We start from the raw sequence: 20,496 nt of genomic DNA on the forward strand, positions 1-20,496 counted from the left end.
ATGGTCAGGGCATGCCGCCGTCGGAGCGCAGGGTGGCTCCGGTGGTGAAACTGGAGGCGTCGGAGGCGAGGAAGAGGGCGGCGCCGACGATCTCGGCGGGGTTGCCCGCGCGTTGCAGGGCGTGCGCGCCGAAGGGGTTGGGCACGGCGTCGACGTTCCAGCCCGCGGTGGCTCCGGTCAGGTGCGGGCCCGCCATCAGCGTGTTGACCCGGACGGTCGGGCCGAAGGCGAGCGCGAGCCCCTCGGTCATGGCATTGAGCCCGGCCTTGGCGGCGGCGTAGGGCACGATCGACGGGCGCGGCCGGATCGAGCCGGACGAGCTGACATTGATGATCGAGCCGCGCCCGGCCGCCACCATGCGCTCGCCGATCAGCACCGAGAGCCGGAACGGGCCCTTGAGGTTCAGGTTCAGCACCGCGTCGAAGAGCTTCTCGCTCACCGAGCCGAGGGTGTCGTAGACCGGCTGCATCCCGGCGTTGTTGATCAGCACGTCGACCCGGCCGAAGCGGGCGTAGGCGGCCTCGACCAGGCCGTCCAGCTGGTCCCAGCGGCCCACGTGCACGGCGTGCGGCAGTGCGGCGCGGCCGGTCTCGCGCTCGATCTCCGCGCAGGTGGCCGCGCAGCTCTCGGGGTCGCGGCTCGCGATCACCAGGTCGGCCCCGCAGCGCGCGGCGGCGAACGCCATCTCCCGGCCGAGGCCGCGGCTGCCCCCGGTCACCAGCACCACGCGGCCGGTCAGGTCGAACAATTCGTCGGCGTAGCCCATGCTCCAGACTCTCGCTCTCAGTTCTCAGAATGCTATTCTTGATTTCGAGAGTGACATATTCGACACGAGCGCACAAGGAGGCCTGCATGCCGATGCCAGGGCCGATCCGGCAGATCGGATACGTGGTGGCCGATATCGAGGAGCAGCTGCGCGAGTGGCTGGAGCTCGGGATCGGGCCGTGGTACGTGCTGCGCGGGGTGGAACAGACCGGGAGCTACCGGGATTCCGCGTGCACGGTCTCGCTGAGCATCGCCTTCGCGCAGTCCGGGGAGGTGCAGCTGGAGGTGATCCAGCAGGAGAACGACGCCCCGAGCATCTACTCCGACTTCGCCGGCGGGTTCCACCAGCTGGCCTGGTGGGCCGAGGATTTCGAGGCCGCGCTGGAGCGGGTGGGGCGGCCGGTGGTGTGGTCGGGGGATTCCGCGACCCGCTATGCGTTCTTCGAGTCGGACGGTGGTCCCGCGCCGTATCTCGAACTCAGCGAGTACACCGAGCGCACCGCCGGGCTCGCCCGGATGGTCCGCGACGCCGCCGAGCGGTGGAACGGCGCCGACCCGGTGCGGTCGCTGTGAAGGCCGTCGTGGTGGCGGGCGGGGCGAGCGGGATCGGCGCGGCCACCGCGCGGCGGCTCGGCGCGGCCGGGCACCGGGTGCTGGTCGGCGATTTCGACGCCGAGGGCGCGCGGCGCACCGCGGCGGAGGTGACCGGGGCCGGTGGGACCGCGATACCGCACGCCTTCGACCTGGCGGAGGAGGACTCGGTGCGGGAGCTGATCGCCGCCGCGGTCGGCGAGTTCGGCGGGCTGGACGGGCTCTTCAACGTCGGCGCCGACATGCGCGCGCTGCGCGGCGACACCGATGTCGTCGACATCGACCTCGCCGTCTGGGACCGCCTGCTCACCGTGAACCTGCGCGGCTACCTGCTCACCATGCGGCACGCCATCCCGCACCTGCTCGAGCGCGGCGGCGGCGCCATCGTGAACACCTCGTCGGCCGCCGCCTTCCAGGGCGAACCGGCGCGCCCCGCCTACGCCGCCGCCAAGGCCGGGATCGGCGCGCTCACCAGGCACGTCGCCACCCGCTGGGGTCGTGACGGCATCCGCTGCAATGCGGTGGCGCCGGGCTTCACCGCCACCGAGGCCATCCGCGCGGCCGAGCGCTGGCCGGAGCTGGAGGCCGGCGCGCTGCGTCGCATGCACAGCCCGCGGGTCGGCGCGAGCGCCGACGTGGCCGGGCTGGTCACCTTCCTGCTCTCCGACGACGGCGCCTGGATCAACGGCCAGGTGCTGAACATCGACGGCGGCACCGTCCTGCGTTGAGTCGAGCCCGGGCAATGTTGCTTTCCGCGGTAATGACCGCACCTGATAGTTGCGCGAGCGGTAACTACGCTGGTCACGGCCGCCGAAAACCGATCGGGTAGCCTCCCGGAAATGACAGATCCGGTCGATATGAAGCCGCGCAGCCGCGATGTCACCGACGGGATGCAGCGGGCCCCATCCCGGGCCATGCTGCGGGCCGTCGGGCTGACCGACGACGACTGGGACAAACCGCAGATCGGCATTGCCTCGGCCTGGAACGAGGTGACCCCGTGCAACCTCACCCTGCGCACGCTGGCGCAGCGGGCCAAGGAGGGCGTGCGCGCGGCGGGCGGTGTCGCGCTGGAGTTCGGCACCATCACCGTCAGTGACGGAATCTCCATGGGGCACGAGGGGATGCGCGCCTCGCTGGTGAGCCGGGAGGTGATCACCGACAGCGTGGAGACGGTGGTGCACGCCGAGCGCCTGGACGGCTTCATCGGGCTGGCCGGCTGCGACAAGAGCATCCCGGGCATGCTCATGGCCGCCGCACGGCTGGACCTGCCCAGCGTCTTCGTCTACAACGGCTCGATCCTGCCCGGCAACCACAACGGCGTCTCGCTCGACATCACCAGCGTCTTCGAGGCCGTCGGCGCCTGCGCCGCGGGCAAGATCGACGAGCACGAGCTGGGCCAGATCGAGCGCAAGGCCTGCCCCGGCGAGGGCGCCTGCGGCGGCATGTTCACCGCCAACACCATGTCCTCGATCGCCGAGGCGCTCGGGCTCAGCCTGCCCGGCTCGGCCTCCCCGCCCGCGGTGGACCGGCGCCGCGAGGACGATGCCCGCAGCTCCGGCGAGGCCATCGTCGGCATGCTGCGGCTCGGCATCCGGCCCAGCCAGATCCTGACCAAGCAGGCCTTCGAGAACGCCATCGCGGTCACCTCCGCGCTGGGTGGCAGCACCAACGCGGTGCTGCACCTGCTCGCCATCGCCAACGAGGCCGGGGTCGAGCTGCATCTGGAGGACTTCAACCGGATCGCCGCCCGGGTGCCGCACGTCGCGGACATGAAGCCGGGCGGGCGGTTCCACATGCTGGAGCTGGACCGGGTCGGTGGCGTCCCGGTGGTGCTCAAGCAGCTGCTCGACGCCGGGCTGCTGCACGGCGACTGCCTGACCGTCACCGGCAAGACCATGGCGGAGAACCTGGCCGAGATCGATCCGCCCGCCCCGGACGGTGTCGTGGTCTACCCGATCGACCGCCCGATCCACCGCGACGGCGGCATCAACGTGCTCAGCGGCTCGCTCGCCCCGAAGGGCAGCGTGGTCAAGGTCGCCGGGCTCACCGCCGACCAGATGCAGTTCGAGGGGCCTGCCCGGGTGTTCGACGGCGAGGACGGCGCCATGGCCGCCATCCTGGCCGGCGAGATCGAGCCGGGCACGGTGCTGGTGATCCGCTACGAGGGCCCCAAGGGCGGGCCGGGCATGCGCGAGATGCTCGCCATCACCGGCGCGCTGAAGGGGGCAGGGCGCGGCGCGGACTGCGCGCTGGTGACCGACGGCCGGTTCAGCGGCGGCACCTGGGGATTCTGCATCGGTCACGTGGCGCCGGAGGCGCGCGACGGCGGGCCGATCGCGTTCGTCCGCGACGGCGACCTGATCCGGGTCGACGTGCACGGCAAGGCACTGGACCTGCTGGTCGACGACGCGGAGCTGGCCGCGCGCCGGGAGGGCTGGGTGCCGAACGAGCCGCGCTACACCCGCGGCGTGCTCGGCAAGTACGCGCGGCTGGTGCAGGGCGCCGAGACCGGGGCCATCACCAACCCGCGCTGAGCACGGTGTCGATCTCGGCGGCGAGCCGCGGCGTGAGCGGCTCGTCGCCGAAATCGGCCGCGGCCCACAGCCGGAAGCCGTCGGCGACCAGCATCTGGGCCAGCCTGGCCAGCCGGACGACGTCGACGTCGGGGCCGAGCTTGCCGTCGCGCTGGGCCCGCTGGAACGGCCCGAGGAACAGGTACGCGATATCGGCCTCGCTCGCGCCGTCGCCGAGCACCTGCCGCTCCAGCCGGTAGGTCTCCAGTACCGCCTCGAAGATGAGCTCGGCCGGGAAGCGGCGCGCCCGCTGCTCCAGCGTGCCGATCACCGCGGTGAGCACCTCGCGCAGCTCGTACGGGCGGGCGACGACCGCATCGGCGGCGGCGTGCGCCGCGCGCATGGTGAACACCTCGAGCGCGAGCAGGATCTCCTCCCGGCGCGCGAAATACACGTAGAACAGCGCCTTCGAGACCCCCGCCGCCTTGCAGATATCGGTGACGGTGGTATCCGCGAACCCCTTCGTCCGCCACAGCGCCATCGCGGCCTGCATGATCGCCTCCCGGCTCGCGTGCGACCGCGCCCGCACCGGCGTCGCCCGCTTCTGACGCTGGTCACCTTTCGGAGTTGCTGCCACACAGCGATATTACCCCGGCTCCGTTATTGACTACCGTCAGAAAAGTTGCGATCCTCGGTGAGCGCGGGAGCCGGGAGGAACAACATATGGACGACACCGATCTGCGGGCGCAGTACGCGATCCTGTGGTCGACCCCGGTGGTGGCGCTGGTGCTCGGGGGGCTGTTCGTGGCCTTCCCCGGCTTCTTCCCGCCGATGTCGCCGGGGATGACGGCCGACGAGGTCGCGCGGTTCTACCTGGACAACACCGCGCTCACCCGGTTCAGCATGGTCGGGTTCAACCTGTGCGGGATCATGATCGTCCCGTTCTTCGTGCTGATCATGGGCCGGATGGCGCGGATGGGCGGGCAGAGCGGGATCCTCGCCTTCTCCTACCTGACCTCGGTGGTGGCGGGCGCGACGCTCTTCGCGCTGTCGAACATCCTCTTCGCGGTCGCGGCCTTCCGCCCGGAGCGCGACCCGGCGCTGGTGCAGCTGCTCAACGACCTCGCCTGGCTGCTGTTCATCGCGCCGATCGGCATGCTGGTGGCACAGTTCGTATTGCTGGCGCTGGCGGTGTACCTGGACGACCGGGCGGTGTTCCCGCGCTGGGTAGCGCCGTACTCGCTGCTCACCGCGGTGCTCGTGGCGCCGTCGGCGGGGGCGGCGGTGTTCCGCAGCGGCCCGCTGGCGTGGGACGGGTTCGTCTCGTTCTGGCTGCGCAACGGCGCGATCGCGCTGTTCGTCGCGGTCATGATCGTCCAGGTGCGGGCGGCGCTGCGGGAGCAGGAGCGCGCGGCGTGAGGGCGCGCAATCTCGACGTGTGGATCGCCTACTGGGGGTTCGCGGTGTTCTACGCCGCGCTCTCGGTCGGGGTGGTGTTCTTCGGCCGGGCGACCCCGCCGCCGCGCCCGGACGTGACCGCCGAGCAGGCCGCGCAGTGGTTCGAGGCGCATGCGACCGGGATCCGGCTCGGCTTCGGGGTGCTGCTGGTGATCGCGGGCGGCGCGGCGATCTCGAACGGCATCATCGGCTACTTCATGAAGCGCATGTCGTCGGGGCGGCTGCTGGCCTACGCCTATATCGCCGCCATGGGGGTCGGCGCCATTCCCGGGTTCCACCTGATCCTGGTCTGCTGGCTCGCCGCCACCTTCCGCCCGGACCGCGACCCCGGCCTCCAGTACCTGCTCTACGACCTCGGCATGCTCTCCTACAACGGCTCGCTCGGCTGCTTCACCGCCGCCTACGCGGTGCTCGCCATCGCGATCTTCTACGACCGCAACGGGATCTTCCCGAAGTGGTTCGCCTACGTCTCGATCTGGCAGATCGTGACCGAGGTGGTCGCCACCCAGATGTGGGTCTTCCGCTCCGGCGCCTTCGCCTGGAACGGCATGATCACCTTCTACATCGCGGTGGTGATCTTCGGGATCTGGATCGCCTGCCTCCTTCCCCTCATGCGTACCGCCGCCAGGGCCGAAACAGCGGACACCCCGGCGCTGTACAGCGCGGAGCCCGCGCGGTGAGCGCCCCGGCCGGGCGGATCTCCGGCGACATCCACATGTGGGTGATGATCCTGGGCGACCTGTTCTTCTTCGGCTGCTACTTCCTCACCTACATGGTGTTCCGGGCGCGCTCGCCGGAGCTCTTCGCGGCCGGGCAGCGGCAGCTGCTTCTCGGCGTCGGCGTCGTCAATACCGTTGTGCTGCTGACCGCTTCGCTCTTCGCCGCGCTCGCCGTGCTGGAGATCCGGCGCGGCGCGGTGCGGGCGACGCGGCGCTTGCTGCTGGCGGCGGGTGGCTGCGGGGTGCTGTTCGCGGTGCTCAAGGGGTACGAGTGGCAGCACGCCGTCGCGGCCGGGCACACCGTGGCCGACGAGTTCTTCTCCTTCTACTACGTGCTGACCGGGGTGCACCTCGCGCACCTGCTGCTCGGGCTGCTGATCCTCGGCATCGTGGCGCGGAGACCGGCGGTGAGCCCGATCGAGCAGGGCGCGCTGTACTGGCACATGATCGACCTGCTCTGGATCGTGATCTTCGCGATCCTCTACCTCATGAGGTGACGCCGTGACCGAGTCCCCGTCGCTGCCGCGGTCCCGGCGCGCGCTCGTCCTGGTCTGGCTGGTGCTGGTGGTGAGCACCATCGCCGCCTGGTGGTTCGCGCCCGGTCACAGCACCGAACTGGTCGCTGTGGTCGTGGTGCTGGCCTTCGTGAAGTGCCGCCTGGTGATTCGCTGGTTCATGGAGGTCGGGGAGGCGCCGCGCTGGCTGCGGCTCGGCACCGATGCCTGGCTGGTGCTGCTGTGGGCGGGGCTGGCCGGGATCTACTTCTCGGGCTGACCCTCCTTGTCCTTCGCCTGCTTGCGCCGCTGCTGCCAGCTCAGCCCGAGCACGACGGCGCCGCCGACCACGATGCCGGTGCAGAAGGTGCCGATCCAGGTGTCGGTCTCGGCAGGCGCGCCGTCGAGCAGCAGCTTCAGCGCGACGTAGCCGAGGGTGGCGAAGATGCCGGCCAGGATGAACCGGTTGACGGGATTGTGCACGGGGCGCTCCTGCGTTCGGTGGGGCCGCCCACCGCGGGCGGCACAGGGTAATCCACCCGGCGGCCCGATTCGTTTACACGCGAATCGCCGCGCCACCAAGGTACCGGGACAGGAGCGCCGATCGGCGGGAGAATGGGGGACGGACAGGGGGTACGACGATGGACGAGCCCGACCCGGCACTACCGGAACACGACTGGCCCCGCGCGCTCGCCCGCGGCACCGCGCTGGCCGCCGACTACCTGGCCGGGCTCGCGCCCGGGGCGGTCGGCGTGCTCTACGGCCTCGCCGCCGAGCAGGAGGTGCACGGCTTCGAGGGCAGCAGGGAGCAGGCGCTCGCGCACCTGGCCGCCATGCTCGGCACCTACGCCGAGCGCGAGATCGTGCGGGTCTGGCTGGGGTCGGCCGGCACCGGCGTCGAGCACCGGACCATCGGGCGCGCCGCCGAGGTGCGGGTGCACACCCGCGGGTGGGATCCGGAGGTCGGGCCGCTGCAGTACCGGCTCGCGCACGCCTCGCCATGGGCCACCACCGCCGATATCGAGCACCCCTCGCTCACCCTGCGCCGCGCGGGCACCGCGCCGTCCTGGGAGATCACCTTCATCGAGACCATCTTCGACGACGACGGCGAGGTCGGCACCACCGTCGACCTGGGGCTGAGCTCCGCCTCCTTCGCCGCGCTCACCGACCTGCCCGCCTCCTTCTGGTCCGCGGTGCAGAGCGCCGAGACCCTGGACCAGGTGATCACCGCGGTGCACCGCCTCGGTGCCCGCGACACCACCGCCGACGCCCGCCCCTCCTGGATGTTCGGCCCCGCCGCCGCGCCCGACCCGGGCGAGGTCGAGCGCGCCCGCGACCTGCGCAGCCGGTTCTGGTCGGTGATCGCCGAGGCGCACCTCGCCACCCGGGACGAGCCGGACTCGGACCGGGCGCCGGGGTCGTAGGCCCCCGGCCGCACGCTGGGATTCTGGCGTGACCCGTCCATCACCTGATTGAATCGGACGGACACGCGATCGGAAGAGGGCTCCATGGCTTTCGAGCGGCTCACCTGGGGTGATCTGGATACGTTGACACGCAAGCAATTACTGGACCGGTTGGTGGTCGAGCAGCAGTACTGGCAGGGGCGGGACCGGGGGCACATGACGGCGCCGGATCTGGCCGCGCGGGCCGAGTTCGGCCGGATCCTGCTCGCGGTGGTGACCCCGGACGGGCCCGCCGCGCAGCGGCACCTGCCGTCGGAGTGGGTGCGCAGCAAGTACGGCGCGCGGGCGGGGTACTGGAGTCAGATTCCGGGGCGGCCGGGTTCGTAGCCGCGCAGGGCGGCCGCCGCGGCCGCGCGGGAGCGGACGCCGAGCTTGGTGCGGGCATTGGCGATGTGGCGGTGCACGGTGTGCGGGCTGAGCGTGAGCCGTTCGCCGATCTGGGCGTCGGTGAGCCCGGCCGCGACCAGGTGCAGGATCTCGCGTTCGCGCTCGGTGACGGCGGCCGGGCCTGGCGGCTCGGGGCGGGAGCGCACGGGATGGCCGAGTCCGCGCAGGGTGGCGTCGGCGACCGCGGAAGCACCGCCGCGCCAGGGGAAGTGGTCGTCGCCGGTGAGTTCGACCAGGGTCGCGCCGCGCACCCGGCGGGCCACGTCGACGCCGAGCGCGAAGGGCACCGCGCGGTCCGCGCGGCGGTGCAGGACCGTGGTCGGCGTGGTGACGGCGGCCAGGTACTCGGTGGCGTCGATGGCGTAGCTCTCGGCGAGGGCGGATGCGGCCTGCTCGGCCGTGGCGGAGAGCCGCTGGAAGCGGGCGAAGCGGTCGCGCTCGGTCCTGCTCGCTCCCGGCACGAAAACGTCGGCGAGCACCCGGGATCCGAGCCCCCAGTGCGCGGCCACGGCCGCCACCATCGCGCGCCGCGCGGGTTCCGGCGCGATATCGGCGCCGCGCGCGAAGGCGCCGTACAGCACCAGCCGCCGCACCCGGCCGGGCAGGCGCGCGGCGAGTCCGGCGGCGACCGCCGCGCCGGAGGAGCCGCCGAGCAGCGCGACCCGCTCGACCTCGAGCGCGTCCAGCAGTTCGGTGACCGCCGCGATCTCGCCGTCCAGGCCGACCGTGGCGCCCCCGGAGAGCCCGCGGCCGGGCTGGTCGTAGCGGATCACCGTGAACCGCTCGGCCAGCCGGGAGAGGTAGCCGCGGAACAGCGGGTCCGCCCAGTTCAGCGCGAGATGCCCGCACCACCAGCCGCCCATCAGCAGCGCGGGGCCGGACCCGGTGACGGCGTACGCGAGCTCGCCGCCGCCGGTCGGCAGGTGGCGTACGATCTGATCCTCGGCGGGCGGCACCCCTCGATGATGGCCCGTTCCGGCCATGCGCGGCAGCCCCCGCGCGGACCACACTGGCAACCATGACCGCTCCGACCTTCGGCCAGCGCTGCTTCGCCGCCTGGTACCCCCGCTTCATGGACCGCGTCGACCGGGCCGGGCAGGCCGGGCTGCGCCGCACCCAGCTCGCCGCCGCCAGCGGCCGCACCCTGGAGATCGGCGCGGGCAGCGGCCTCTCCGTCCCGCACTACCCCGCCGGGCTGCCGGAGCTGGTCCTGCTGGAGCCCAATGCGGCGCTGCGCGAACAGCTCTCGGCCCGCACCGAGCTGCCGCTCACCGTGCTCGACGGCGACGCGCACGCACTCGACTTCCCGGACGCCTGCTTCGACACCGTCACCGCCTCGCTGGTCTTCTGCTCGGTGCGCGACCCCGCCGCCGCGCTGGCCGAGGTGCACCGGGTGCTGCGCCCGGGCGGGCAGTTCCTCTTCCACGAACACGTGCGCGGCACCGGGGCGCTCGGCGTCGTGCAGGACGTCCTCACCCCGGTGCAGCGCAGGATGGCCGACGGCTGCCACGCCAACCGGGACTTCGAGGCCATGCTCGCCGAGTCGCCGCTGACGGTCACCGAGATCACGCACACCCGCATGCCGACCGCGCTGCCGACCATCGCGCCGCTGGTGATCGGCACCGCGCGGCGCGCGGTGGTTCACTCCGGGCGCAGCGCGGAGAGTGCCAGCCGGGCGTAGCGGCGCCAGACGGCGGGGTCGCCGATCTGCAACTCGATCAGCGCCCGCGCGACCCCGGCGACCAGCACCTGCACATCCATGGCGGTCGCGTCGGGGCGCAGCCTGCCCTGCTCGTGCGCCAGCGCGAGGAGCTGCTCGAGCTGGTTGTCGAGCCGCTCGTCCTCGATGCCGTCCACGCCGCTGAGCACCTCGACCATGAGCCGGTCCTCGGCGAGCCGGGTCGCGATCCGCTCCAGCAGCACCTCCAGCGCGCGGTAGGCGTCGGTGCGGGCGGCGTCGAGCGCGGCGTCGGCGAGTTCGTCGAACCAGTCCAGGTGCAGCAGCGCGAGTTCGCGCACCAGGTCGGCCTTGGTCGGGTAGCTGCGGTAGACGGTCGCCTTGCCGACGCCCGCGCGCGCCGCCACCTCGGGGATGGTGGCCTCGAGCCCGTGCTCGGTGAAGACCTCGATCGCGGCGGCGAGCACGCGCTCGGAATTGTGCTGGGCGTCCACCCGGCGCCGCCGCTGCCGATTCGGTGCCGTCATCGATCCGCTCCTTTGCCGGAATGTGTCCCGGGTCTCATTTCCGCAGCTCACGTGAGTTGCTGCACACTTGGGGCGCTGAAGTGGACCCCGCAGTCCGCATACTCCTACTCTAGACCCTATCCGGACCATCTGGTCCATATAGGTGCTTGGAGGACGCTCATGGCGTGGCAGTTGTTCCGGCTGGGCCGGTGGTCGTTCGTGCACCGCAGGGCGGTGGCGGCGATCTGGGTGCTGCTGCTGGTCGTGCTCGGTGTCGGCGCGGCGACGCTCTCCGGCCAGACCAGTGACAAGTTCGAGCTGGCCGGGATCGAGTCGACCCAGGCCTTCGACCTCATCGAGGAGCGGGCTCCGCAGTCCTCCCCCGACGGCGCCACCGCGCGGGTGGTCTTCGAGGCGCCCGAGGGCCGCTCGCTGACCGAGCCCGGCTACAGCGCCGCGGTGACCGCCGCGCTCGGCGCGCTGCGCACCGAGCACGTCGCCTCGGTGACCGACCCGTTCACCGCGGGCACGCTCACCGGCGACGGCCGCGTCGGCTACGCCTCGGTCGGCTACACGCAGACCTCGAACGAGCTCACCGACGCCGACCGCTCGGCGCTGGAGAACGCCGCGCACGACGCCGAGACCGCCGGGCTGAACGTCGCCATCGGCGGCGACGCCATGAACGAGGTGGCGATGCCGCTGGCCGAGGTCGTCGGCATCGCGGTGGCGCTGCTGGTCCTCGCGGTGACCTTCGGCTCGCTGGTCGCGGCCGGGATGCCGCTGCTCACCGCGCTGGTCGGCGTCGGCATCGGCATGCTGGCGATCACCGCGCTCACCGGCTTCGTCGAGCTCTCCTCCACCACCCCTGCACTCGGCACCATGCTCGGGCTCGCGGTCGGCATCGACTACGCGCTGTTCATCATGAGCCGCTACCAGAGCGAGGTCCGCGCCGGGCGTTCGCTCGAGGAGGCGGCGGGCCGCGCGGTCGGGACCGCGGGTTCGGCGGTGGTCTTCGCCGGGCTCACCGTCATCATCGCGCTGGTCGGGCTGGCGGTCTGCAATATCGGCTTCCTGACCCAGATGGGGCTCGGCGGCGCCTTCACCGTCGCCGTCGCGGTGCTCATCTCGCTCACCCTGCTGCCCGCGATCCTCGGCTTCGCCGGCGAGCGGGTCATGCAGGGCAAGCCGCGCTACCTGGCCAAGGCCGCCGACGGCGCGGAGCCGCGCACGCACGGCCGCCGCTGGGTCGACGGCATCGCCAGAAACAAGTGGGGCGCGCTGGCAGGCGGTATCGCCGTCGCGCTGCTCGCCTCGCTCCCGGTCGCCTCCATGCAGCTCGCGCTGCCCGACGACGCGGCCAAGCCCGCGGGCAGCAATGCCCGCACCGCCTACGACCTGATCGCCGAGAACTTCGGCCCCGGCGCCAACGGCCCGCTGGTCGTGGTGGTCGACACCGCGAACGCCGCCGACCCGGCCGGTGCGGTGGCCAGGGTGACCAACGACCTGCAGACCATGGCAGGCCGCGCGGGCACCGACGTCGCCACCGTGATCCCCGCGCTCACCAGCGACACCCCGCAGGCGCAGCAGGCCTTCGCCCAGCAGCTCGAGGTCGTGAAGTTCGCGACCGTCACGGTGATCCCGGGCTCGGGGCCGTCCGACCAGGCCACCAAGGACCTGGTCGCGGAGATCCGCGGCACCGTCGCCGATCTGCCCGCCGAGACCGGCGCGCGCGCCCTGGTCACCGGCCAGACCGCGGTCGGGGTCGATATCGCCAACGAGCTCACCTCGGTGTTCCCGATCTACCTCGCGGTCGTGGTCGGGCTCGCGGTCTTCCTGCTGATCGCGGTGTTCCGCTCGCTGTGGGTGCCGCTCAAGGCCGCGCTCGGGTTCCTGCTCTCGGTCGGCGTCTCGCTCGGCGCCACCGTCGCGGTGTTCCAGTGGGGCTGGCTCAACCAGCTCATCGGCCTGGACACCACCTCGCCGGTGCTGTTCATCCTGCCGATCCTGCTGACCGGCATCCTGTTCGGGCTCGCCATGGACTACGAGGTGTTCCTGGTCAGCCGGATGCGCGAGGCGTACGCGCACGGCACCCCGGCCCGCCAGGCCGTGATCGACGGGTTCGCGCACAGCGCCAGGGTTGTGGTCGCCGCCGCGATCATCATGATCGGCGTCTTCGCCGGGTTCGCGCTCACCGACGACGTGATCCTGAAGACCATCGGCTTCGCGCTCGCCGTCGGTGTGCTGGCCGACGCCTTCCTGGTGCGGATGCTGATCGTCCCGGCGTTCATGCTGATCGTGGGCGAGCGGATCTGGTGGATGCCGAAGTGGCTCGCGCCGCTGGTGCCGACCTTCGACATCGAGGGTGAGGGGCTGACCAAGCGGCTCGACGTACCCGCGGACGCGGACGATCCGGTTCCCGCGCTGCGCTGAGTTCGGTTGCCCGAGCGGCCCGCTCCCGGATTCGGGGGCGGGCCGTTCGGTGTTTCAGCGCGGGGGTTCGGGCGGGGTCCACGGGCGGATGACGACCGGCATCTCGACGCGCCAGCCGGGTTCGGCCGGTTCCGAGGGGAACAGCAGGGAGCTGCCGATGATCAGCAGCACCGCGGCGGTCAGCACGCCGAGCAGGAATCTGAGCCACTCCAGCCAGGTCGACCCTTTGTTCATCCCCGTGCTCCCTCCCTGCTACCAGGTCGATCGCAGGGGCACGAGCCGGTATTACACCGCCGCCGCTTCGCGTGGGGAATGTCCGGCCCCGACCGCGCTGTTGAGCCGGATCGTGACACGCTGCGACAAAGCCCGCGAGCTGCGCTGGGTCGGCGCCGCCGACCCCCTGGTGCGGCCGCTGCTCGACGAGCTGGCCCACGAGTACGAGACCAGGTACGGGCCGAACGACGAGATGAGCAATACCGCGCCGGACGACTTCGAGCCGCCGGAGGGCGGGCTGGTGCTGCTGCTCGAGGGCTCCGGGGCGGTCGCGGGCGGCGGGTTCCGGCGGATCGATGAGACGACCGCGGAGATCAAGCGGGTGTGGACGCACTCGGCGCATCGGCGGCGCGGGTATGCCAGGACGGTGCTGGTCGAGTTGGAGCGGGCGGCGGTGGCGGCGGGGTATCGGTTGATCCGGCTCACCACCGGGCCGCGGCAGCCGGAGGCGGCGGGGCTGTATCTGACCTCGGGGTACGAGCCGAAGTACGACATCACCGCCGATCCGGCGACGCTGCCGTACCTGACCTTCGAGAAGGTGCTCGCCGATGGGCGCGCGGGCGACGGCGACCGGGACGACCGGCGCGTCGCGGTCGAGGACTGAGCGCGGGTGGTGCGCGGCCGCGGCCGAACCGGGCCACCACGTTCGCGCATCCAGCGCCGCACCGGTTGCCGCACCACCCGGGTCCGGCCGAACGCTAGCCGGAGGACCGTGCCGCCACCAGGTCGGCGAAGGCGGTGGCGACCAGGGCGATCGCGGGGTCGGCATCCGCGCGGAGCGGTTGCAGGATCGCCAGGGCGCCGGTGCCAGGCAGCTCGACCAGCGCCTGGATCAGCCGGAGGCGGACGCTCGCGTCGGCTTCGTGCGCGGTCAGTGCGGCGGTCAGCGCATCCAGGATGCGATCCGCGGTGGCCGGATCGCGGGAGAGGGCGCCGAGCACCTCGCCCGCGTCCACGTCGTTGGTGCCGGTGACGACCATGTCGATCAGCGCGGGTTCGGCGACGGTCACCCCGCGAGCGCCCGCGGCCAGCGCGGCCGGGCCGCGAACCGCCGAATCCGGATCGGCGAGCGCGGCGGTGAGCAGCTCGGTGGCGGCATCGCCGGGAATCTCGGCGACCGCCAGCACGGCCCGGCGGCGGACCTCGGCATCGGACGACCGCAATCCGGGTGCGAGCCCGGCCAGCCCGTCGGTCCCGGCCCTGGCCAACGCCCAGCGCAGCGCCCCCGCCATGTTCGGCTCGGACTCGGCGAGCACCGCCGCGGTGAGCAGCTCGGTGGGCACCGGCTCGTTCGCGGCGGGATTGAGCACGGTCCGGAGGCGCCGCGGCGGGTCGGCGGAGCCGAGGTCGCGGACCAGCTCGACGATGCGCAGCACGGCACGCCAGCCCGCCGGCTCCGCCCCCTCGACCGCGCGCAACCGCTCCAGCAGTTCCCGCTCCCGCTCCAGCCGCTCCTCGGTCCGCCGGATGAGATCCGCGACCAGGGTCTGCGGTGCGAACGCCGGATCCTCCAGCGCGCGGGCGACCTCGCGCAGCGAGAGGCCGAGCGTGCGCAGGCTTTCCACGTGGAAGATGCGCCGGATGTCGGCGTCGGCGTACTCGCGGTAGCCGCCGACGGTGCGCCCGGTGGGGCGGACCAGCCCGAGCGCGTCGTAGTGGCGCAGCATCCGGGTGCTGACCCCCGAACGCCGCGCCACCTCGCCGATCAGCACGGGGCGCCGTCCAGCGCGGCGATCCGCTTGGCCGCGTCGATGTCGAAGGCGGCGTCCGGGTCGCGCAGCAGCTGCTCGGTGACCAGGGCGTGCGCGCGCACCGCCGGGTCGGGGCTGGTTTTCGCGGTGGCCAGGACCGGCTCGATCAGGTCGCCGAGCGCGGCCAGTGCCCGGCTCAGGCTGCGTTGCACGTCGCGGCCGCCGCGGGCGAGCTGCCCGGCGAGCTCGGCGGCCAGGGCTCTCCGCTCGGCGTCCGGCACCAGGACCACCGCGGCCCGCCACGCGCTGCGGGCGACCTCGTCGTCGGGATCGCGCAGCAGCTCCGGGGTGATCGTGGACCAGGTGGCCGGGTCACCGATCTTGGAGAGCGTGTGCAGCGCCTGGCTGCGGGCCTGCGCGGGGCCGGACTCGAGCTCGGCGAGCAGCGCGGGCACCGTCTGCGCCGCCGGGAGCCGGGTGAGCGCCCAGGTGAGCATGTCGCGAACGTAGAAGTCCGGCTCGACCGCGCAGCGCGCGAGCAGCGGGGCGAGCAGCGCGGGGTCCGGGTGGGTGCCCGCGGTGAGCGCGGCCTGCAGCCGGGTCGAGGCGTTCTCGGTGCTCAGCGCGGCGAGCAGCCGCGGGTCTACGGATCGTTCCGGTGTCGGGTTCATGGGAAACCTCCTCCCGTCCAGTGAAGACGTTGTCACTGTGTCAAGGTCAAGCGCTCGGTGCTGGCAGGATGTCCGGCATGTCCCGCGCACTCGGGTTCGGCGCGGTCGCGCGCGCCTACGAACGCTTCCGGCCGGAGTACCCGCCGGACCTCGCCGACCTGGTACTCGCCTACGCGGGCCACCCGCTCCGCACCGCGCTGGAGATCGGCGCGGGCACCGGAAAGGCGACCCGGCTCTTCGCGGCGCGCGGTATCGCCGTCACCGCGACCGACCCCGATCCGGCCATGCTCGCCGAGCTGCGCGTTCCCGGTGTCACGACGGTGCGCGCCGCCTTCGAGGAGCTTTCTCCGGATCACCGCTACGACCTCGTCTACGCGGCCGCCGCGCTGCACTGGACCGCCCCCGAGGGCCGCTGGTCCCGCATGGCGGCGCTGCTGGAGCCCGGTGGCATCGTCGCCTCCTTCGGCGGCCCGGTGCTCGCCGCCGACCCCGCCGTGCGCGCCGCCGTGCGCATCGCCTTCCGCGGCGACGACGCGGTGCCCTCGCCGGACGGCACCCCGCCGGAGCAGCGGATGCAGTGGCCGGGAACGGAATTGCAGCGCTCGGAGCTCTTCACCGACGTCCGGCAGGAGGTGCTCGAGCACCGCCGCACCCTGAGCGCGCACGACTACCTCGGCTACCTCGGCACCCTCTCCGCCACGCTCCGGCTCCCGCAAGCCGAGCGCGCGCAGGTGCTCGCCCTGGTCGCCGCCGCGCTGCCCGCGCGGGTCGAGATCATCGCCGACATCACCGCGCACCTCGCCCGCCGCACGTGATCGGTTGCCGCGCAACGGCGTCGGGCGCGCGGACCCGCCCCGGACGAGGACAGGAACGACCGGGGCGGGCCTGGCACCCGAATCGCACGACGCGCGAGAATGAGCGATCCGGACACCAGTTCGGAGTTACCCGGCCTCGCCCGATCCACGCTGCCGGAAGGCTCCCGAAATGTCACACACCGTCACGGCACTCGTCATCCCCGGCCCGTGCTCACCGGAAGCCGCGGCCGCGTGGGATCTGGTGCCGGTCCCCCTGGCCGCCGACCTGACCCTGTTCCACCTGACGCACTACTACACCGCGTATCAGCAAGCAGTTCAAGGCATCTCGGATCAGCTCGTGCTTCCGGCCACGGCCCCGCTCCTGTTCCCCCGCGAAGGCGTGGTGACCGTGATCGCCGCGGCACTGGCCGGCCCCACCGCCTTCGCCCTCATCCACACGAACTACACCGCGGGCATCGGCGAGCAGTACGCGGTGACGGCCGAAGCGGGCGCCCCACCCCGCCCGGCCGGCACGATCAACGCCGCCCTGCGCGCCCTCGGCATCACCGCCCGCCCCGGCCTGGACGAATTCGACACCGTCGGCCTCGCCCGGCACCGCTCACCCCCGGACCACCTGGACCGCTTCGCCGACCTCTGCGACGAACTCGGCGTGTGAGGCAGGGGCTCGCGCGGGCGGCGGCCCGATCCTCCGGTTCGCGGACGGGACCGCCGCCGGTGCTGGTCGGGCGCATTCCCGGCCGAGACGCGCTACGCGGCCGCGCGCAGCGCGTCGATGAACCACTCCCAGGCGGGGACCTGGGGCTCTCGGGCAGGCCACCCGTTCAGGACGCCGAGCAGCTGCCAGTACCGCTCCACTCGGCGATCGGTGAAGGTCGCCATAGAATCCGCCAGCCGGACCCGCTCGTCAGCGGGCAGCGCCGGATCGACGATCTGATCGAGCAGTTCCCGGCCGCGCGCCGAATCGGGCGCGACCCCCTCGCTCAGCGCCTGCGCGGCGACCGCGGAAACCCGGGCCGGGTCGGGGGCGCCGGGCTCGGCCCCGGCCGCCCCGGTGACCGCCATCGCGCGCACCCGCTCCCCGAAACCGGGATCTCCGACCAGCTCCGCGAGCTCGACCCAGGCATCCACCTGCTCCGGGCTCGGATCGTCGGGCAGCTCGGCGGGCATGGACCGCATCCCCCGCGCGATGTGCGCCCCGGGTGCGTCGTCCGGGATGCCCGCGAAGGTCGCGTCCACGAAGTCGTCGATCACCCGCTGCCGCTCGGCGGCGGACAGTTTGGCCATCTTGTGCATGATTCTCATCTCCTCGGTCGAACTTCCTCGGTGAGCGACCGAACGCAGCACCGCCCGCCGGACCCGCAGCGTGCGGATCTCGGCGTCCAGTGCCCGCACGTGCGCGGCGGCCACGTCGGCCACCGTCGTCTGACGCAGCAGCACCCTGTGCACGGTGGGCAGGTCGAGCCCCAGTTCGCGCAGGGTGCGCACCAGGTCGAGCCGGGCCACCGCCTCGGTGTCGTAGAGCCGGTAGCCGGTCGGCGACCTGTCGGTCGGCGGCACGACCCCGGCATCGGACCAGAAGCGGATGGTCCGCACCGCGAGTCCGGTGCGGCGGGCCAGCTCGCCGATGGTGAACAGTTCGTCGCGGTCACTCACGGGAATCAGCCTCGGGTTTCCAGTAGGTGGAGAGTCAACATCGATTCTCACCGGCAGCGCTCGCGGATCCGCCGCGGATGGGTGAATATAGGGCGTGATCTGCCCGCACTGTCAGACCAGCCTGCTCTACCGGCAGCGCCCGAAACGCATCTGCTCGTCGTGCGGGCGCCCCTTCGCGCTGGAGCCGAAGGAGAGCCCGTTCCGGCTGCACGACCTGCGCGTGCACCGCCTGGCGGACAAGCTCTCCGACGGTCGTGGCCTGCTCTACACCGGCCCGCAGCTGTACTTCGCGGCGGGCCGCAAGACGCTGCCGGGCACCGGGCGCACCTACACCCTGGCGGCGATCGGCTACACGGTGCTGCTGGTGATCATCGGGACGGTGCTGCTGGCTTCCGGGGTGCTGCCGGTCGGGCCGGGGCTGGCCGGGGTCGCCGCGGTGATCGTCGCGGTGAACCTGCTCCTGCTGCTGATCCGGCCGCAGCTGCTGCGCCGCAGCACCATCCGGATGGACCGCCCCTATCCCGACTTCGGCACGCAGGTGCTGCGCCCGTGGCAGCGGCTCTACGGTGCGCCGCCACCCCGGCTGGTCCGCGACAACCTGCCGCTGCCGGCCGTGCCGCGGCCCCGGATCGCGCTGCTCTGCCCGGACCGCTCCACCCTGGCCTGCCTCGCCGCCAACGGCGCCGCCACCACCTGGGGAATGGCGCTGTGCGAGCGTCTCGAACTGGTGCCGCCGAACGGGCCGGTGCTGGTCCTGCACGACGCGAGCGTCGCCGGGATCGGCTGGGCGCGCCAGGTGCGCGAGGCGCTCGGCCCGCGCGCCACACTCCTCGGCCTCTCCCCCGCGTCGGTGCGCACCGCGCCCTGGGCGGTGCGGGTGAAGGAGCACCCCCTGGAGTCCGCGGCGCTGCCGCCCGCCATCGGCGCGGAGGATCGGCAGTGGCTGCTGGACGGCTGGTGGTCGCCGGTGGCCGCGCTGCCGCCTGCCCGGCTGCTGCGGCTGGTGCAGCGCGGGGTCGACCGGGCGGAGGAGGCCGCCGACCCCGATCGCCGCCTGGCGGGGCAGGTGGGTTTCCTGACGTGGCCGGCTCCCGCGTGATCGAGCGGCTGCTTCCGCTCGCCCGCGCCCGCGCGTCCGCGCCGAGCGGGCTGCTGGTCACCGAGCGCCAGCTGTACTACGAGCTGTGCCGCCTGCTCGCCCCCGCGCACCGGCTGCGCGGCGTTCCCGGCTGCACAGTCCGGGTTCCGCTGCGCTACAGCACGTTCCGGGAAGCCCTCGGCGACCTGCCCGGCCTGCTCACGATCCCCCCGCCGGAGCGGGCCGAGCCGGGACGCCACACCCCCGAGCCGGACCTGTTCGACTACGGCCTGCCCCGGCTGCTGATCTGCCACTCGCACGAGATCGCGCACATGCTGCGCGCCAACGGGCTGCCGATGGAGTCGGCGTGCCCGGTGCTGAGCGCCGACGAACTCCCGGTGCACCCCGGGGTCGCGGGGATGCTCGCGCGCGTCGAAGGCACCGCCTACGTGCTGCACGGGGCGAGCACCGCCGGCTTCGAGTTCGCCGCGCGGGTCCGCGAACTCGCCGCGCTCCCGGACGAGGTCGCGGTGGTCCCGCTCGGCCTCCGCCCGCGCCAGGCCCAGGCCCTGCACCTGTTCCACCTGCCGGGAGCAGCGGCCGAGCCGCCACCGGGCCCGGACGACCGCGAGCGCCGCTGGCTGGCCCGCGGCCGCACCGTCGAACTCGAGGCGGTGCGCCCCGCGGCCCTGCTGCGCACCGTGCACCGCCTGGTCCGCGAGGTGCGCACCCCGCGCACCCCGCTGCTCGAACTCCGCCGCACCAGGGACACCGGGTTCCTGACCTGGCCCGCCGCATGACCGGTACCCCGAAAGGAGCCAGCCGTGCCCCCGTACCGGCAGGTCGACTACACCGATGAACTGCTCGCCGACGGCACCGTGCACCGCCGCTACGGCGACGGCCGCCAGGAGTGGCGCAGCCGCGGCCCCGGCGGCACCGTGCTCTGGCGGGACAACCGGGGCCGCTCCGGCCGGGACGAGCCGCTCGGCCCGAAGATCATCCGGCGCGACCACCCCGGCGGCGTCCTCTACGGCCGCGAGGCCGGGTACGGCCGCACGCTCTGGGGTGACGGCGTGCTCACCGTGAACCGCAGCTCCTTCGGCGGCCGGATCGGCGCGGTGCTCGCCACCGTCGCAGGCGGCGCGCTGCTCGGCGCGCTGGTCGTGCCGCCGCTGGTCATGAGCCCGGAGGAAGAGGAGGAGCTGCGCAACCAGGCGACGAACAGCAGCTCCGGCGGCGGGGACGACGGCGGCGACGGCTACGGCGACTGGGACGACAGCTACGGCGACGACGACGATTTCGGGTGAGCTG

The 20,496-nt window shown here is 72.9% G+C and carries 26 protein-coding genes; 17 read left to right on the forward strand and 9 right to left on the reverse strand.

Translation table 11 applies throughout. The features are described 5' to 3' along the window. Window positions 1-4: 4 nt before the first annotated feature. Window positions 5-766, reverse strand: a complete 762-nt coding sequence (locus ACFUJ1_RS01340; protein WP_378641214.1) for an SDR family NAD(P)-dependent oxidoreductase — start codon at window positions 764-766, stop codon at window positions 5-7. Between the two features lie 86 nt (window positions 767-852). On the opposite strand from ACFUJ1_RS01340, the gene ACFUJ1_RS01345 reads away from it, so the two are divergent. The 3 genes from ACFUJ1_RS01345 to ilvD all read left to right on the forward strand — a co-directional run bounded on the left by ACFUJ1_RS01345 (window position 853) and on the right by ilvD (window position 3,890). Continuing rightward, the gene (locus tag ACFUJ1_RS01345; RefSeq protein ID WP_378641216.1) at window positions 853-1,338 is read left to right on the forward strand and encodes a VOC family protein; all 486 of its coding nucleotides are present in this window, start codon (window positions 853-855) and stop codon (window positions 1,336-1,338) included. Next, window positions 1,335-2,084 (forward strand): SDR family NAD(P)-dependent oxidoreductase, encoded by a 750-nt coding sequence (locus ACFUJ1_RS01350; protein WP_378641218.1) that lies wholly within the window; start codon window positions 1,335-1,337, stop codon window positions 2,082-2,084. The genes ACFUJ1_RS01345 and ACFUJ1_RS01350 overlap by 4 nt, the downstream gene beginning before the upstream one ends. Before the next feature lie 111 nt (window positions 2,085-2,195). Further along, window positions 2,196-3,890, forward strand: a complete 1,695-nt coding sequence (gene ilvD, locus ACFUJ1_RS01355) for a dihydroxy-acid dehydratase (protein WP_378641220.1) — start codon at window positions 2,196-2,198, stop codon at window positions 3,888-3,890. On the opposite strand, the gene ACFUJ1_RS01360 is transcribed toward ilvD, so the two are convergent. After that, window positions 3,874-4,506 (reverse strand): TetR/AcrR family transcriptional regulator, encoded by a 633-nt coding sequence (locus ACFUJ1_RS01360; RefSeq protein WP_378641222.1) that lies wholly within the window; start codon window positions 4,504-4,506, stop codon window positions 3,874-3,876. The two genes, ilvD and ACFUJ1_RS01360, sit on opposite strands and share 17 nt — an antisense overlap. Window positions 4,507-4,592: 86 nt before the next feature. Here ACFUJ1_RS01360 and ACFUJ1_RS01365 point away from each other — a divergent pair, with 86 nt between their 5' ends. From ACFUJ1_RS01365 to ACFUJ1_RS01380, 4 genes are read left to right on the forward strand one after another with little or no spacing between them, the layout of a single operon-like run. Then, the gene (locus ACFUJ1_RS01365) at window positions 4,593-5,288 is read left to right on the forward strand and encodes a hypothetical protein (RefSeq protein ID WP_378641224.1); all 696 of its coding nucleotides are present in this window, start codon (window positions 4,593-4,595) and stop codon (window positions 5,286-5,288) included. Next, on the forward strand, window positions 5,285-6,007 hold the full coding sequence (locus ACFUJ1_RS01370; RefSeq protein ID WP_378641226.1) for a hypothetical protein: 723 nt from the start codon (window positions 5,285-5,287) through the stop codon (window positions 6,005-6,007). Before ACFUJ1_RS01365 ends, ACFUJ1_RS01370 begins: the two co-directional genes overlap by 4 nt. Before the next feature lie 35 nt (window positions 6,008-6,042). Next, entirely contained in the window at window positions 6,043-6,543 is a 501-nt protein-coding gene (locus ACFUJ1_RS01375) for a cytochrome c oxidase subunit 3 (protein ID WP_378641898.1), read from the forward strand. 4 nt (window positions 6,544-6,547) lie between these two features. After that, window positions 6,548-6,820 (forward strand): cytochrome C oxidase subunit IV family protein, encoded by a 273-nt coding sequence (locus ACFUJ1_RS01380; protein ID WP_378641228.1) that lies wholly within the window; start codon window positions 6,548-6,550, stop codon window positions 6,818-6,820. Here the strand turns inward: ACFUJ1_RS01380 and ACFUJ1_RS01385 are convergent. Continuing rightward, window positions 6,805-7,023 carry a hypothetical protein gene (locus tag ACFUJ1_RS01385; protein WP_378641230.1) on the reverse strand — a complete coding sequence of 73 codons (219 nt, stop codon included), beginning with the start codon at window positions 7,021-7,023 and terminating at the stop codon, window positions 6,805-6,807. The two genes, ACFUJ1_RS01380 and ACFUJ1_RS01385, sit on opposite strands and share 16 nt — an antisense overlap. Window positions 7,024-7,181: 158 nt before the next feature. Between ACFUJ1_RS01385 and ACFUJ1_RS01390 the strand changes: the two genes are divergently transcribed. Continuing rightward, entirely contained in the window at window positions 7,182-7,964 is a 783-nt protein-coding gene (locus ACFUJ1_RS01390) for a hypothetical protein (protein ID WP_378641232.1), read from the forward strand. An 84-nt stretch (window positions 7,965-8,048) separates the two neighbouring features. Next, window positions 8,049-8,330: a hypothetical protein gene (locus tag ACFUJ1_RS01395; protein ID WP_378641234.1), complete on the forward strand. Its 282-nt coding sequence runs from the start codon at window positions 8,049-8,051 to the stop codon at window positions 8,328-8,330. Here the strand turns inward: ACFUJ1_RS01395 and ACFUJ1_RS01400 are convergent. Further along, window positions 8,303-9,346 carry an alpha/beta fold hydrolase gene (locus ACFUJ1_RS01400; RefSeq protein WP_378641236.1) on the reverse strand — a complete coding sequence of 348 codons (1,044 nt, stop codon included), beginning with the start codon at window positions 9,344-9,346 and terminating at the stop codon, window positions 8,303-8,305. The genes ACFUJ1_RS01395 and ACFUJ1_RS01400 overlap by 28 nt on opposite strands. Before the next feature lie 62 nt (window positions 9,347-9,408). On the opposite strand from ACFUJ1_RS01400, the gene ACFUJ1_RS01405 reads away from it, so the two are divergent. Beyond that, window positions 9,409-10,071, forward strand: coding sequence for a class I SAM-dependent methyltransferase (locus ACFUJ1_RS01405; RefSeq protein ID WP_378641238.1), 663 nt, complete (start codon window positions 9,409-9,411; stop codon window positions 10,069-10,071). Here the strand turns inward: ACFUJ1_RS01405 and ACFUJ1_RS01410 are convergent. Beyond that, window positions 10,032-10,595, reverse strand: coding sequence for a helix-turn-helix domain-containing protein (locus ACFUJ1_RS01410; RefSeq protein WP_378641240.1), 564 nt, complete (start codon window positions 10,593-10,595; stop codon window positions 10,032-10,034). The genes ACFUJ1_RS01405 and ACFUJ1_RS01410 overlap by 40 nt on opposite strands. Window positions 10,596-10,754: 159 nt before the next feature. On the opposite strand from ACFUJ1_RS01410, the gene ACFUJ1_RS01415 reads away from it, so the two are divergent. After that, complete coding sequence (locus ACFUJ1_RS01415; RefSeq protein WP_378641242.1) at window positions 10,755-13,004, forward strand: MMPL family transporter; 2,250 nt, start codon at window positions 10,755-10,757, stop codon at window positions 13,002-13,004. Window positions 13,005-13,058: 54 nt separating this feature from the next. Here ACFUJ1_RS01415 and ACFUJ1_RS01420 read toward each other — a convergent pair whose 3' ends face one another. Continuing rightward, entirely contained in the window at window positions 13,059-13,238 is a 180-nt protein-coding gene (locus tag ACFUJ1_RS01420; RefSeq protein ID WP_378641244.1) for a hypothetical protein, read from the reverse strand. A gap of 112 nt (window positions 13,239-13,350) precedes the next feature. On the opposite strand from ACFUJ1_RS01420, the gene ACFUJ1_RS01425 reads away from it, so the two are divergent. Next, on the forward strand, window positions 13,351-13,881 hold the full coding sequence (locus tag ACFUJ1_RS01425; RefSeq protein WP_378641246.1) for a GNAT family N-acetyltransferase: 531 nt from the start codon (window positions 13,351-13,353) through the stop codon (window positions 13,879-13,881). Between the two features lie 94 nt (window positions 13,882-13,975). Here the strand turns inward: ACFUJ1_RS01425 and ACFUJ1_RS01430 are convergent, their stop codons facing one another. Together ACFUJ1_RS01430 and ACFUJ1_RS01435 are read right to left on the reverse strand one after the other, a co-directional pair. After that, window positions 13,976-14,989 carry a MerR family transcriptional regulator gene (locus ACFUJ1_RS01430; RefSeq protein WP_378641248.1) on the reverse strand — a complete coding sequence of 338 codons (1,014 nt, stop codon included), beginning with the start codon at window positions 14,987-14,989 and terminating at the stop codon, window positions 13,976-13,978. Further along, complete coding sequence (locus ACFUJ1_RS01435) at window positions 14,983-15,639, reverse strand: HEAT repeat domain-containing protein (protein WP_378641250.1); 657 nt, start codon at window positions 15,637-15,639, stop codon at window positions 14,983-14,985. The genes ACFUJ1_RS01430 and ACFUJ1_RS01435 overlap by 7 nt, the downstream gene beginning before the upstream one ends. Before the next feature lie 77 nt (window positions 15,640-15,716). Here ACFUJ1_RS01435 and ACFUJ1_RS01440 point away from each other — a divergent pair, with 77 nt between their 5' ends. Continuing rightward, window positions 15,717-16,454, forward strand: a complete 738-nt coding sequence (locus tag ACFUJ1_RS01440) for a class I SAM-dependent methyltransferase (protein ID WP_378641252.1) — start codon at window positions 15,717-15,719, stop codon at window positions 16,452-16,454. Between the two features lie 169 nt (window positions 16,455-16,623). After that, window positions 16,624-17,109 (forward strand): hypothetical protein, encoded by a 486-nt coding sequence (locus ACFUJ1_RS01445; protein ID WP_378641254.1) that lies wholly within the window; start codon window positions 16,624-16,626, stop codon window positions 17,107-17,109. Between the two features lie 92 nt (window positions 17,110-17,201). Here the strand turns inward: ACFUJ1_RS01445 and ACFUJ1_RS01450 are convergent, their stop codons facing one another. Further along, window positions 17,202-18,107 carry a MerR family transcriptional regulator gene (locus ACFUJ1_RS01450; RefSeq protein ID WP_378641256.1) on the reverse strand — a complete coding sequence of 302 codons (906 nt, stop codon included), beginning with the start codon at window positions 18,105-18,107 and terminating at the stop codon, window positions 17,202-17,204. Between the two features lie 94 nt (window positions 18,108-18,201). On the opposite strand from ACFUJ1_RS01450, the gene ACFUJ1_RS01455 reads away from it, so the two are divergent. The 3 genes from ACFUJ1_RS01455 to ACFUJ1_RS01465 are packed head-to-tail and all read left to right on the forward strand — an operon-like array spanning window position 18,202 to window position 20,492. Beyond that, window positions 18,202-19,206, forward strand: coding sequence for a hypothetical protein (locus ACFUJ1_RS01455; RefSeq protein WP_378641258.1), 1,005 nt, complete (start codon window positions 18,202-18,204; stop codon window positions 19,204-19,206). Beyond that, window positions 19,188-19,985 (forward strand): hypothetical protein, encoded by a 798-nt coding sequence (locus tag ACFUJ1_RS01460; RefSeq protein ID WP_378641260.1) that lies wholly within the window; start codon window positions 19,188-19,190, stop codon window positions 19,983-19,985. The genes ACFUJ1_RS01455 and ACFUJ1_RS01460 overlap by 19 nt, the downstream gene beginning before the upstream one ends. A 24-nt stretch (window positions 19,986-20,009) precedes the next feature. Then, entirely contained in the window at window positions 20,010-20,492 is a 483-nt protein-coding gene (locus tag ACFUJ1_RS01465) for a hypothetical protein (RefSeq protein WP_378641262.1), read from the forward strand. Window positions 20,493-20,496: the final 4 nt, after the last annotated feature.

Source organism: Nocardia sp. NPDC057227, assembly GCF_042669725.1.
Lineage (GTDB): Bacteria > Actinomycetota > Actinomycetes > Mycobacteriales > Mycobacteriaceae > Nocardia > Nocardia asteroides_A.